Origin of the sequence: Micromonospora sp. NPDC000089 (genome assembly GCF_042899365.1) — a bacterium.
Taxonomy (GTDB): Bacteria; Actinomycetota; Actinomycetes; order Mycobacteriales; family Micromonosporaceae; genus Micromonospora.
In genome coordinates, this window is the sequence record NZ_JBIAZT010000001.1 from 222,077 (window position 1) to 234,635 (window position 12,559).

A 12,559-nucleotide genomic window follows, 5' to 3' on the forward strand; every position below is an offset into this window, starting at 1 on the left:
CGCACCGCCTCGACCGACCAACGCGGTCACCCGGCATCCGTTCCACATCGCAACCGTTGCCTCGCCCGACGCAGCGCCCATTGACCCGCCATGATCAAATGTCACTCATGAACCGACAGCGCGTCCTTGCCGTCGTCCTGCTACTCGTGGCGTTCCTGGCCCTGGTCGCCTCGCGCGCCTTCCCGTTCCTGGACGACCTCTCTGGCGTGGCGAAGGTCGGCATCGCGGTCGCAGGAGCGGCGTTCGCCCTGGCGGGCGTATGGCTGTGGCTGCGCAAGACGCCCGAGTCCGAGGGCTAGGGCGCACCCGCCCCGGCGGCCCATCCTGCTGGCCTCCGGCCTGGCCGCCTAGCCTCGCCGGTCCCGGTACCGCACACCCGTCAGCCTCGGGTCAACTGCCGGCGTGGTGTCGACGGCGGAGAAGACGCCCTGCTGGTCCAGCGCGTCCTCGTAAACCCCGACCTTGAAGTTGATCAGATCCAGGCACTTGCGGAGCTGGTCCATCTGGCCCAGGACCCGCTCCCGGTGCTCCCGCAGCAGGATCAGGCGTTCCGCTTCGGTGCCGCCGCCGGCGCGGACCAGCTCGGTGTAGTGCCGGATGACCGGCAACGGCATGCCGGAGCCGCGCAGGATGACGCAGACGGTGAGCCAGCCCACGTCGTCCTCGGAATAGACCCGGCGCCCACCGGGATCGCGCTGGACCGCGTTGGCCAGCAGGCCCTCGCGCTCGTAGAACCGCAGCGTGTGCACGCTCAGCCCGGTGCGCTCGGCGACCTCGCCGATGCTCAGGCCCCGGACGACGTCGGACACGAGGCTCACCCTAAGGGTTGACCTAGAGTCTGCTCCAGCTACTACCGTGCGGATCAGCGGGCCCACCACTGGTGCCCGACGACCACAGGGAGCACCACATGCGGTATCGCGTCCTCGGCCGTACCGGCATCGAGGTGAGTGTGCACTGCCTCGGCACCATGATGTTCGGCTTAGTGGGCAACCCCGACCACGACGACTGCGCGCGGATCATCCACGGCGCCCTCGACCAGGGAATCAACTTCGTGGACACCGCGGATGTGTACTCCGCCGGCGAGTCCGAGACCATCATCGGCAAGGCGCTGCAGGGCCGCCGCGACGACGTGGTGCTCGCCACCAAGGTGCACTTCCCGATGGGCGAGGGACGCAACCGCGGCGGCAACTCCCGGCGCTGGATCGTCCGGGAGGTGGAGGAGAGCCTGCGTCGGCTGCGCACCGATTGGATCGACCTCTACCAGGTGCACCGGCCGGACGCCACGACGGACATCGAGGAAACCCTGTCCGTGCTCACCGATCTGGTTCGGCAGGGCAAGATTCGCGCCTTCGGCTGCTCGACCTTCCCGGCCGAGCAGATCGTCGAGGCGCACCACGTGGCGGAGCGGCGCGGCCTGCACCGGTTCCGGACCGAGCAGCCCCCGTACTCCCTGCTCGCCCGAGGGATCGAGACCGACCTGCTCCCGGTGGCCCAACGCTACGGCATGGGCGTCCTGACCTGGAGTCCGCTCGCCTCCGGCTTTCTGACCGGCCGCTACCGCAGGGGGCAGCCGGTGGACATGTCCGCCGGCCGCGCCGCGCTCACCCCGGCCCGGTTCGACCCGTCGATCGAGGAGAACGCGCGCAAGCTGGACGTGGTGGAGCAGCTCGTCGAGCTGGCATCCGACATCGGGTGCACGCTGCCCGAGCTGGCCCTGGCCTTCCCGCTGGCGCATCCCGCGGTCGACTCGGTGATCATCGGGCCGCGCACCATGGCGCAGCTCGACGCGACGCTCAAGGGCGCAGCACTGACCCTGGACGACGCCGCGCTCGACCGGATCGACGAGATCGTTCCGCCCGGTACCGATCTGTACCGCGCCGACGGTGCCTGGCGCCCGCCGTCGCTGACCGAACCCGCGCTGCGCCGTCGCCCGGTGGCCGACCGCGCCGCCGCCTGAGGGCGGCACTCGGGCTCGTCGACGTGGCCGGGCCGCCCGGATCATCCCGGGCGGAGGGACCCCGGCCTGACGAGTTCACGGTGCCGGCGCCGCCCGGGCCGCCTCGGTGGCGTACCCGTGGCCCCACTAGTCAGGGTGCAGGTGCCAGCCCACCGCTGGCCACCGCGAGCCAGCGGGTGACCTCGGTACGGGAGTAGCTGTCGTAGATCCGTGCCAGGTCCGTCGGCGCGTCCGTCCAGTCCCGGACGACCAGCCGTTGCGTGCTGAGCACCGTCATGACGCGGGATCGTAATGCGTGCGCCGCTCCCGGAGGGGGAAGGAGATCGCGATGGGCCACGCATGGCAGCGCACGAAGCGGATCACCAGCGGCGCGTTCCGACCGGTACGCGGCCGGGACCTGTCCCTGCACGCCGCCGCGATCACCTTCTACGGGGCGATCGCCGTGGTGCCCGTCGCGCTGCTGGCGATCTGGCTGACCGCGCTGCTGGCCGGCGGGGAACGGGTGCGCCGGCTCACCTCGTACGCGGTGCACACCCTGCCGGACGCGATCGGCGCCCCCCGGGCGGTGGACGCGCTGGTCAACGCCGGGGTGGAGTTGACCCCGGTGCTGGCGTTGGCGTCGCTGCTGCCGGCGTCGCTCTACGGTGAGGGGCTGCGCCGGGCGTTCGTCTCGGTGGCCCGCTCGGGCACCGACGAGAGCCTGGTGGGTTGGCGCGGCCGGTTGTTGCTGCTGCCGCTGCTCGCCCCGGCGCCGGCCCTGCTGCTGTCCATCCTGATCGCGCTGCCGACCACCACCGGGCTGGTCCGGCAGGGCGGCTGGGTGGGTTTCTTCGGCATCGTGCTGTCGTTCCTGGCGGTGTGGTTGGTGCTCACGCCGGTGCTGATGTGGGTGTTCCGGGTGGTCGGCCCGGCCTCGCCGGACTGGGTGTCGACGCTGGGGGTGGGCTCGTTCACCGCGGCGAACCTGTCCGGCTTCCTGCACGGTTTCGTGCTGTTCTGCTCGCTGCCGCTGAACCTGGGCGTGCCGTTCGGCGGCTTCGACGCGATCGGCGGCGGGGTGGCCGTCCTGCTCTGGCTCTACCTCTTCCACGTGATCGTGCTGGCCGGCTACTCCGCCACCCTGGCCCTGTCCAACTGGCGCGCCGCCCGCGCCCGATCCGCCCCCGCGACGAGTTGATCAAGAGGTTTGCGTCTTCCCGAGGCGGAATCGCGACGCAAACTTCTTGATCAACAGGTCGGCGGGTGGGCGGGGTCAGCGGGTTAGTGCGGGGGTGGGGGTCGGGGCGGGGGTGGGATCGGGGGTCGCGTCGTCGCTGTGCTCGCGGAGGCCGTGGCGCTGCCAGAAGCGGGCCAGCGGGCCGGGCGCCCACCAGTTCCACCGGCCGAGCAGCCGCATGGTGGCCGGCACCAGCAGCGCCCGGACCAGGGTGGCGTCCACCACGATGGCCACGATCATGCCGACCCCGATCAGCTTGATGTAGGACATCCCGCCGGTGGTGAAGCCGGCCACCACGATGATCAGCAGCAGCGCCGCGGCGGTGATGATCCGGCCGGTGTGCTGCAGGCCGGTGGCCACCGCGGCGGTGTTGTCGCCGGTCCGGTCCCACTCCTCGCGGACCCGGGACAGCAGGAACACCTCGTAGTCGGTGGCCAGGCCGAACAGCACGGCCAGCATCAGGATCGGGTTGCTCGGCTCGATGAACCCGGTCGGAGTGAAGCCGAGCAGGTCGGCGAGGTGGCCGTCCTGGAAGATCCAGACCACCACGCCGAACGAGGCGCCGATGGAGAGCAGGTTCATCAGCACCGCCTTGACCGGCAGCACCACCGAGCCGAAGGCGAGGAAGAGCAGCAGCAGGGTCGTCCCCGCCATCAGCAGCGCCATCCACGGCAGCCGGTCGCCCAGGCTGTCCAGCAGGTCCCGGTCGGCGGCGGGCCGCCCGCCGACCAGCACCTCCGCCCCGGCCGGCGCGGGCAGGTCGCGCAGCTCACGCACCACGTCCTGGGCGACGTCGCCGGTCGGCTCGCCCGGGTAGGTGACGCTGAGCAGGGTGGCGTCGCCCCGGTTGGCCGTCGCCCGCACCGAGGTCACCCCCGGCACCGCCGCCGCCCGATCGGCGAACGAGCGCACCGCGTCCGCCGGCGCCCCGGTGACCAGCACGTCGATCGGCGCGACCGTGCCGCCGGGGAACTCCGCGCCGATCCGCTCGGAGACCACCCGCGGGGCGGCGTCCGCGGGCAGCACCCGCTCGTCGAAGCCGCCGAAGGTGATCCGCAGGAACGGCGTGGCCAGCACCGCGAGCAGCACCACCACCCCGACCAGGTAGGGCACCGGCCGGCGCATCACGCTGCGCGCGATCCGGGCCCAGGCGCCGCCGCCGGCAGCCTCCGCCGGCCGCCCACCGCGCGTCCCCCGCCGCCATGGCAGCGGTACGCGGACAGCGTCGATCCGGTGGCCGAGCACCGCGAGCAGGGCCGGCAGCACGGTGAGCGCGGCCAGCATGGCGACCAGCACGGCGGCCATCCCACCGAGCCCCATCGAGCGCAGGAACGCCTGCGGGAAGATCAGCAGGCTGGCCATGGCGAGCGCGACGGTGAGGCCGGAGACCAGTACGGTGCGACCGGCGGTGGCCATGGTGCGGCGGATCGCCTCCGGGGTGTCCCGCCCGGCGGCCAGCTCCTCGCGGAACCGGCTGACCACGAAGAGCGCGTAGTCGACAGCCATGCCGAGGCCGATCAGCGTGATCACGTTGATCGCGAAGATCGACACGTCGGTGACCAGGTTGACCAGCCGGACGGCGACGAAGGCGCCCAGGATGGCGAGCCCGCCGATCAGCAGCGGGGTGGTGGCGGCGACCAGGCCGCCGAAGATCAGCACGAGCAGGATCAGCAGCACCGGCATGGAGAGCGTCTCGGCCCGGGTGATGTCCTTCGTGGTCTGGGTGTTCGCCTCGTGCTGGAACGCCACCGTGCCGCCGACCTCGGTGCGTAGCCCGGGCGCGTCGAGCGCGGGTCGCAGCGTCTCGAAGGCGGTGGTACGCGCGTCGTCGTCGGCGCCCTTGAGCTGCAGCACCACGTACGTCGCCCGTCGGTCGGTGGCCACCAGGCTCGGGTCCGGGGTGTCGTACCAGCTGGTCACGCTGGTCACCTCGGGGCGCTGGCGCAGCGTCGCCACGGCGCCGGTGGCCGGGCCACGGAAGGCCGGCTGGTCGACCGTCGCGGTGTCGCTGGACCAGAGCACGATCACGTCGGCGCCCTGCCGGCCCAGCTCGGCGGTGGCCCGCTCGGCCGTCCGACTGGACTCGCTGGCCGGGTCGTCGAAGCCGCCCCCGGTCAGCTGACCGAAGACCCCGGCGCCCCAGGTCGCGCCGAGCACGACCAGCGCCGCAGCGGCGGCCAGCACCGCCCAGCGGGCCCGCACCACCGCCCGCCCCCACCAGGTGAACATCGCATCCCCCTCACCGGCCGGCCAGGCCGTAGGATGTAATCACGAATCATTTGAGTGAACGCCGTTAACTATCGCAACGTCGTTCGCTCCGGTCAAGGGGGTTTGCCGATGAGCGCACCGACCCGCCGGGAACGGCTGCGAACGGCGACCGTCTCCGAGATCAAGGACGGGGCACGGCGGCTGCTCGTGACCGGCGGGGTGGAGGCCGTCTCGCTGCGCGCCATCGCCCGCGACATGGGCATGACCGCGCCGGCGATCTACCGCTACTTCCCCAGCCTGGAAGCGCTGGTGTTCGATCTCGCCGGCGACCTCTACGACGAGCTGCGGCAGCGGATCGAGGCCGCCCGGGACGCCGCCGGCCCGGAGCCGACCGAGCAGCTGCGGCAGATGTGCCGGGCGATGCGCCGCTGGGCGGTCGAGCACCCGGCCGAGTTCACCCTGATCTTCGGCAATCCGGTGCCCGGGGTCACCGACTTCACCGACCAGTGCGTCGACCCCGAGCATCCGGGGGCGCGCTTCGGCGCCGTCTTCCTCGTCCCGTTCGTCGCGCTGACCCGCCGCGCCGCGCTGCCGCCACCCCCGCCCGACCTGCACGAGCTGCGGCAGCGGCTCGGCACGCACCTGGGCCCGCTCGCCGCCAGCCACGGCGAGCTGCCGATCGAGGTGGCGTACGCCTTCCTCTCCGCCTGGACCCGGCTCTACGGCCTGGTGGCGATGGAGGTGTTCGGGCACCTCAGCTGGGCGGTGGACGAGCCGGAGGCGCTGTTCGAGACCGAGCTGGCCGCCCTGCTCGCCCAGTACGCCCCCGCCGACGCCCTCCCCGGACGGCCGGCGGCGCACTAGGCTGCCCGGACATGAGCGAGCGGAGTGACGGCATGAGCGAGCGCATCGAGCTGCCCAGCCGGGCCGACGTGGTGATCGTCGGGTCGGGGCACAACGGGCTGGTGTCGGCGATCCTGCTGGCCCGCGCCGGGCTGGACGTGCTGGTGCTGGAGGCGGCCGAGGTGATCGGCGGGGCCACCCGCACCGAGAATCCGTTCCCGAAGGTGCCCGGGCTGCGCCACTCCACCGGGTCGTACCTGCTCGGGCTGATGCCGCCGGAGCTGCTCGCCACGCTCGACGTGACGATCCCGGTGCTGCGCCGCGACCCGCACTACTTCCTGCCCACCCCGGGCGGGCTCGGCTCGCCGTACCTGCTGATGGGCAGCGACCAGGCCGCCACCCGGCGGCAGCTCGCGGAGTTCTTCTCCCCCGCCGACGCGGCCGCCGACGACGCGCTCCAGGCCGAGCTGGCCCAGCTCCGCGCGGACCTGGCGCCGGCCTGGCTGGCCGAGCCGCTGCCGGTGGAGGAGACCGCCGAGCGGTACGTCCGCCCGGCGCTGCGGCAGGTCTTCGTGGACCTGGTCCGCGGCTCGGTCGCCGACCACCTGGCCCGCTTCGACTTCCGCTCCGAGCTGCTGGTCAGCATGTACGCGGTCACCGACGGCCTCTCCGGCCTCAACGCCGGCCCGGACGACCCGGGCACCGGGCACAACTTCCTGGTGCACAACATGTGCCGGCTGCCCGGCGCCGACGGCACCTGGATGATCGCCGAGGGCGGCATGGGCACCGTCTCGCGCACCTTCGCCGAGGCGGCACGGGCCGCCGGGGCCACCATCTCGACCGGTACGCCGGTCACCGCGATCACCCTGTCGGGCGGCGCGGCCAGCGGGGTGGTGCTGGCCGACGGCCGGGAGGTGGCCGCCTCGGTGGTGCTCGGCGCGTGCGACCCGTACCGGCTGATGGAGCTGGTGCCCGACGGCGCGCTCCCGACGGCGCTCGGCGAGCGGATGGCGGCGGTCCGCCGGCCCGGCACCACGCTCAAGCTCAACCTGGCGCTCACCGGGCTGCCCCGGTTCGCCTGCCTGCCCGAGGGGGCGCCCAGCCCGTTCGGCTCGACGATCCACCTGCTGCCCGGCTCGTCCTCGCTGGTCGGCGCCGGCGGCGGCGAGTCGCCGATGGCCGCGCTGCGGGCGATGTGGGCCGACGTGCGGGCCGGGCGGCTGCCCGAGGAGCCGACCATCGAGTGGTACCTGCACACCACCGTCGACCCGTCGTTGCAGGACGAGGCCGGGCACCACTCGTCGGCGCTCTTCGTCCAGTCGGTTCCGTACGAGCTGACCGGCACGACCTGGGACGCGGCGCTGCCCGGCTACGTGACCCGGCTGATCGAGATCTGCGAGCGGTACGCCCCCGGCACCGCCGACCTGATCGCCGACGCGGTGCCGCTGCCCCCACCCGGCATCGAGGCGCACTTCGGCATCACCGGCGGGCACATCCACCACGTCGACAACACGGTCAGCTTCACCGACCGGATGCCCTACGCAACGGGAATCGACGGCGTCTACGCCGGCAGCGCCGGCTGCCACCCCGCCGGCAGCGTGATCGGCGCCGCCGGCCACAACGCCGCCCGCCGCATCCTCACCGACCTCGCCCACTGACCCGCCGAACACCGGCGATCTTGCACTTTCGGCCCCTTATACACGGCCTTCGGGGCTTTTGCCGCAAGTGCAAGATCGCCGGAGTGGGCGGTGCGGGTCAGGTGAGGGCCTCGCCAGCGGGGGCGGGGGTGTCGGCGTCGACGCGGTGGGCGCGGACCTTGTGGCCGACGCTGGTGAGGCAGCGGCCGCTGGGCAGGTCGAACTTCCAGCCGTGCAGCTGGCAGGTGAGCTGGTCGCCGTCGACGATGCCGAACCGGGTCAGGTCCGCCTTGAGGTGCGGGCAGCGGCGCTGCACCACCCAGTCGCCCAGGGTGATGTCCTCGGCGTCGCTGGAGCGCTCGTGCTCGTCGTACCAGCCCTCGGCGTACTGCAGGCGCTCCTCGGAGAGGCACTTGAAGAAGGCGTAGACGAACTCGTTGTACTGGCCGATCCGGGCCGCCGAGAACCGGCAGGAGAGGAAGAGCGAGTTGACCCAGTCCACCTCGTCGATGTGCAGCAGGTGCTCGATCAGCGCCCGCTCGGTCCGGAACCGGTAGCGGACCTTCTCGTCCGCGTACGGCCGGACCTCCTTGCCCGGGAAGTCCACCACGATCGACTCGACGCTGGTGCCGTCATACCCGACCAGGTCGAAGCGGACCGGGCCGCCGACCCCCTTGGCCAGGTAGATCGACTCGTCGAGCAGCGGCTCGATCCGGCGCTTCATCTCGGCCAGCACGTCGATCTCCGGGTGCCGCCAGGACGCCTTCTCGGCCTCGATGACGCCGCGCTTGCGCTCCCGCATCTCCTCCAGGTGGGCGACCTTGTTCGCGAAGAACTCCTCCACCGGCTGCGGGTGGGTGGTGGTCGCGCCCTCGGTGGTGATCTCGGTGACGCTGCCCGGCAGCAGCACGATGCCGTTGTCGCCGCCGACCTTCGCGTACTCGGCCAGGAAGACCGACTGGTCGGGGAAGATGTTGCCCTCGTCGCCGAAGATGTCGTTGAACTGCCACAGCTCGTCGTCGAGGAAGCAGGGCGGGCCGGCGATCGGGAAGACGTGGTCGGCCTTCAGGTCGTCGATGTAGCGCCAGGTGCGGTCGAACTGCCGGTCCCGCTTCTGCTTGCCGAACGCGGTCTTCGCCGACTGCGGCAGCTCGTAGACCATCGGGTACCAGATCGCGCCGGAGAACTGGAGCATGTGCGCGTGCACGTGGCCCAGCTCGGCGAAGACGGTCAGGTCGGTGGGGCGGGCGTCGTTCTGGTTGAGCAGCCGGACGCCGTCGTACTCGACCCAGAGCGACGAGTCGCCGATCGGGCCGTCGGTCGGACTGGTCAGCGCCTGGATCATGATCTTCAGGCCGCCGTCGAGCTCCACCACCTGCTCGTTCGGCGCCTTGAGGAACTTCGTGAAGCCCAGCGCCCGCAGCTCGTCCTCCATCTCCGAGGTGGGGAACTCGGGGAGCAGCACGGTGGCGTCCTTGGAGACGAAGTCACGCAGGTGCTTCGCGTCGAAGTGGTCCCGGTGCAGGTGCGACACGTACAGGTAGTCGACCTGGCCCAGGGTCTCCCAGTCGAGCAGGGAGTTGTCCGGGAAGGGGAACCACGAGGCGAAGTAGGCGGGATTGACCCACGGGTCGCACAGGATGCTGCCCGCGGCCGTGTCGATCCGCATGCTGGCATGGCCCGTACCGGTCACTCGCACCGCAGTCCCCCTCAAAACGACAAGCAAGGTGTACGCAAGAACGCTACCGGAGGCAGTCTGGCGACCTGCCCGCGACGCCGGTAGTGCCGGGCGGCCCCGGGCGAGGACGGGACCAACGGCCCGAGTCGTCGTACCCCGGGACGGGCCGGACAGTCCCCCGGCGCCCGACGGCCGGCCGCCCGGGTGACCTGTCGTGGAGCGCGCGGTCGCCGTCCCGGCGGACCCCGCACCAGGCCCGGCACGGGGCGTGCCAGACTACTCGGAGATCCGATCGCGAGGGAAGGACCGACAGTGGCAGGAAGCGAGCCGGTAACCGCGCCAGACCAGCACAAGCCCGGGCACCGGAAGTCGGGCCGGATCGGCGCGGTGCTCTCCGCGCTGGTGCTGCTGGCCATGCTGTGCGGCAACCACGAGGGCAAGGTCGAGGACATCTGGCTGGTCGGCCTGGCCGCGCTGCTGCTGGCGATCGTCGTCGGCGACGTCGTGCTGCGCCGCAACGGCCTGCGGTCCTGACCCGGGCCATCCCCCGACGTCACGTACGAGGGCCCACCCCCGCCCGGGGGTGGGCCCTCGTCGCGTCGATCGGCGTCCGGGTCGCCCCGGTCGGTCGCCGGGGCGCGGCGGTCAGCGGCCGAAGAGGATGTCCTGCACGTCCTTGAGCGCGGCGTCCACCTCGGCCTCGAAGTAGCCGCCCGGCACCAGCCCGAAGCGCAGGGTGTCCAGGTCCTTCGGGTTCACCGGCATCTGGTTGCGGCCCTGCATGCCACCGAGCAGGCTCTCGAAGAACCGGTCGACCTGGTCCGGGTCGTACCCGCTGCCGAAGCGGCGGACCTGGAAGCTGCGGCGGATCTGGTCGACCCGGTAGAGGTCGCTGCCGGGCGGACCGGCCATCGGCGGGCCCACCATCGGCGGCCCACCCGCGGGCGGGCCGGCCATCGGCGGCGGGCCGGCCATCGGCGGGCCGCTGAGCGCCTGCGGCGGCGGGCCCTGCGGGCCACGGCCACGCAGGTCGCGCAGGTCCCGCTCGGGCATCCGGATCTCGGCGGTCATGTCCGTCCGGCCGTGCCGACCGGCCTCGAAGCCGTCGAACCGCGGCTCGTCCTGGCCGTACCCGCCACCCGCCGGGCCGGGCTCCGGACCGTAGCCACCCGGGCCGGTCTCCGGGCCGTAGCCACCACCCGCCGGGCCGGGCTCGGGGCCGTACCCACCCGGGCCGGAGTCCGGGCCGTAGCCGCTCGGGCCGGCCGGCAGGCCGCGCGGCGGCGGCCCGCCGTGCCCCATGCCACCCGGGCCCATCGGGCCGGGACCCACCGCCCCGGGACCCATCGGGCCACCCGGGCCCATCGGGCCGGCCTGAGCGCGCGGGGCGTCGTAGCCACCGCGGGGAGCGTCGTAGCCACCGGCGAACGCGCCGGTCGGCTCGTCGTAGCGGTTGCCGTAGCGGTCCTGCGGCACGGGCTGCGCCGGCATCGCGCGCGGGGGCATCGGCTGGGGTACGGGCGGCATGCCGCGGTCGTCCCGCATCGCCGGGCCGAGCCGGTCCATCCCGCGCGAGTCACCCACCCGGCCGCCGAGGCCACCGCGCTCCTCCAGCTCGGCGAGCTGCCGCTCGACCCGGTCGAGGTGCAGGTCGACCTGCCACTCGTCGTAGCCGTTGAAGCGGACCCGGAAGACGACGTCGTGGACCTCCTGGGAGGCCACGGGCGCGCCGACCGGCTGGCCGGCGAGCGTCGCCTCGACCCGGTCCAGGAAGGCGTCCACCTCGTCGACCTTGTATCCCCGGCGGAGCGCCTTACGCCGGAAACGCTGACCCTGACTCGCCACTATGTCTCCTGGTCTCGTTCGCTACGCCCGGTCACGCCCGCGCGGCGCGTCGGTGTCCCTGTCCCCGGCGGCGGCCAACTGCCCACACGCGCCGTCGATCTCGCGGCCCCGGGTGTCCCGCACCGTGGTGGAGACCCCGGCCTCGCGCAACCGCCGGACGAACTCCCGCTCGACCGGCTTGGCGCTGGCGTCCCATCGGCTGCCGGGTGTCGGGTTGAGCGGGATGAGGTTCACGTGGGCCAACCGACCGGCCAGCAGCCGTCCGAGCAGGTCGGCGCGCCACGGCTGGTCGTTCACATCCTTGATCATCGCGTACTCGATCGACACGCGGCGGCCCGTCGTGGCCGCGTAGTCCCACGCTGCGTCCAGCACCTCGGCTACCTTCCAGCGCTGGTTGACCGGCACGAGTTCGTCGCGCAGATCATCATCGGGGGCGTGCAGCGACAGCGCAAGGGTCACTGAGAGGTCTTCGCTGGCCAGTCGGCGGATGGCCGGAACCAGGCCGACCGTGGAAACGGTGATGTGCCGCTGCGACAGGCCCAGCCCCTCGGGCGCCGGCGCGACCAGCCGGCGGATCGCCGCGATCACCCGGGCGTAGTTGGCCAGCGGCTCGCCCATGCCCATGAACACCACGTGCGACAGCCGCGGCGGCGACCCGGCCACCGCGCCGGAGGCGGCCACCCCGGCCAGGTAGACCGCCTGGTCGACGATCTCGGCGGTGGACAGGTTACGGGTCAGCCCGGCCTGGCCGGTGGCGCAGAACGGGCAGGCCATGCCGCAGCCGGCCTGGCTGGAGATGCAGACGGTGACCCGGTCCGGGTAGCCCATCAGCACGCTCTCCACCAGCGCCCCGTCGTGCAGCCGCCAGAGCGCCTTGCGGGTGGCGCCGTCGTCGCAGGCCAGCTCGCGCACCGGGGTGAGCAGGGTGGGCAGCAGCGCGCCGGCCAGCCGCTCCCGGGTCGCCGCGGGCAGGTCGGTCATCCGCTCCGGATCCCGCACCAACCGGCCGAAGTAGTGGTTGGAGACTTGCTTGGCCCGGAAGGCCGGCTCACCGAGCTCGGTCACCAACGACTGCCGGCCCGGCAGGTCCAGGTCGGCGAGGTGGCGGGGCGGCATCGCGGGGCGTCGCCCGGGGGCGTCCGGGTCCAGGGGGATCATGGGGAGACTCGTCATGG

12 protein-coding genes are annotated in these 12,559 nt (G+C 72.7%); 6 read left to right on the forward strand and 6 right to left on the reverse strand.

Translation table 11 applies throughout. From position 1 onward, the window contains the following. The first annotated feature begins 98 nt into the window (after positions 1 to 98). A complete protein-coding gene (locus ACFY3U_RS01065; RefSeq protein ID WP_387192813.1) occupies positions 99 to 299 on the forward strand; it encodes a hypothetical protein in 201 nt (66 codons plus the stop codon). 48 nt (positions 300 to 347) lie between these two features. On the opposite strand, the gene ACFY3U_RS01070 is transcribed toward ACFY3U_RS01065, so the two are convergent. Then, entirely contained in the window at positions 348 to 809 is a 462-nt protein-coding gene (locus tag ACFY3U_RS01070) for a MerR family transcriptional regulator (protein WP_387192816.1), read from the reverse strand. 98 nt (positions 810 to 907) lie between these two features. Between ACFY3U_RS01070 and ACFY3U_RS01075 the strand changes: the two genes are divergently transcribed. Next, a complete protein-coding gene (locus tag ACFY3U_RS01075) occupies positions 908 to 1,957 on the forward strand; it encodes an aldo/keto reductase (protein WP_387192819.1) in 1,050 nt (349 codons plus the stop codon). A 130-nt stretch (positions 1,958 to 2,087) separates the two neighbouring features. On the opposite strand, the gene ACFY3U_RS01080 is transcribed toward ACFY3U_RS01075, so the two are convergent. Next, a complete protein-coding gene (locus ACFY3U_RS01080; RefSeq protein ID WP_387192822.1) occupies positions 2,088 to 2,234 on the reverse strand; it encodes a hypothetical protein in 147 nt (48 codons plus the stop codon). Between the two features lie 51 nt (positions 2,235 to 2,285). Between ACFY3U_RS01080 and ACFY3U_RS01085 the strand changes: the two genes are divergently transcribed. Beyond that, on the forward strand, positions 2,286 to 3,134 hold the full coding sequence (locus ACFY3U_RS01085) for a YhjD/YihY/BrkB family envelope integrity protein (protein WP_387192825.1): 849 nt from the start codon (positions 2,286 to 2,288) through the stop codon (positions 3,132 to 3,134). Between the two features lie 75 nt (positions 3,135 to 3,209). Here the strand turns inward: ACFY3U_RS01085 and ACFY3U_RS01090 are convergent, their stop codons facing one another. Continuing rightward, complete coding sequence (locus ACFY3U_RS01090; RefSeq protein ID WP_387192828.1) at positions 3,210 to 5,402, reverse strand: MMPL family transporter; 2,193 nt, start codon at positions 5,400 to 5,402, stop codon at positions 3,210 to 3,212. A gap of 108 nt (positions 5,403 to 5,510) precedes the next feature. Here ACFY3U_RS01090 and ACFY3U_RS01095 point away from each other — a divergent pair, with 108 nt between their 5' ends. Continuing rightward, positions 5,511 to 6,245: a TetR/AcrR family transcriptional regulator gene (locus ACFY3U_RS01095; protein WP_387192831.1), complete on the forward strand. Its 735-nt coding sequence runs from the start codon at positions 5,511 to 5,513 to the stop codon at positions 6,243 to 6,245. Positions 6,246 to 6,256: 11 nt separating this feature from the next. Beyond that, positions 6,257 to 7,882, forward strand: a complete 1,626-nt coding sequence (locus tag ACFY3U_RS01100; RefSeq protein ID WP_387192834.1) for a phytoene desaturase family protein — start codon at positions 6,257 to 6,259, stop codon at positions 7,880 to 7,882. 97 nt (positions 7,883 to 7,979) lie between these two features. Here ACFY3U_RS01100 and ACFY3U_RS01105 read toward each other — a convergent pair whose 3' ends face one another. Continuing rightward, entirely contained in the window at positions 7,980 to 9,560 is a 1,581-nt protein-coding gene (locus ACFY3U_RS01105; protein WP_387192837.1) for a Rieske 2Fe-2S domain-containing protein, read from the reverse strand. Between the two features lie 291 nt (positions 9,561 to 9,851). Here ACFY3U_RS01105 and ACFY3U_RS01110 point away from each other — a divergent pair, with 291 nt between their 5' ends. Next, on the forward strand, positions 9,852 to 10,073 hold the full coding sequence (locus tag ACFY3U_RS01110; protein ID WP_387192841.1) for a DUF2631 domain-containing protein: 222 nt from the start codon (positions 9,852 to 9,854) through the stop codon (positions 10,071 to 10,073). A 111-nt stretch (positions 10,074 to 10,184) separates the two neighbouring features. Here the strand turns inward: ACFY3U_RS01110 and ACFY3U_RS01115 are convergent, their stop codons facing one another. After that, entirely contained in the window at positions 10,185 to 11,384 is a 1,200-nt protein-coding gene (locus ACFY3U_RS01115; RefSeq protein ID WP_387192844.1) for a DivIVA domain-containing protein, read from the reverse strand. A gap of 21 nt (positions 11,385 to 11,405) precedes the next feature. Continuing rightward, positions 11,406 to 12,557 carry a 23S rRNA (adenine(2503)-C(2))-methyltransferase RlmN gene (gene rlmN / locus ACFY3U_RS01120; RefSeq protein ID WP_387192847.1) on the reverse strand — a complete coding sequence of 384 codons (1,152 nt, stop codon included), beginning with the start codon at positions 12,555 to 12,557 and terminating at the stop codon, positions 11,406 to 11,408. Between the last annotated feature and the right edge of the window lie 2 nt (positions 12,558 to 12,559).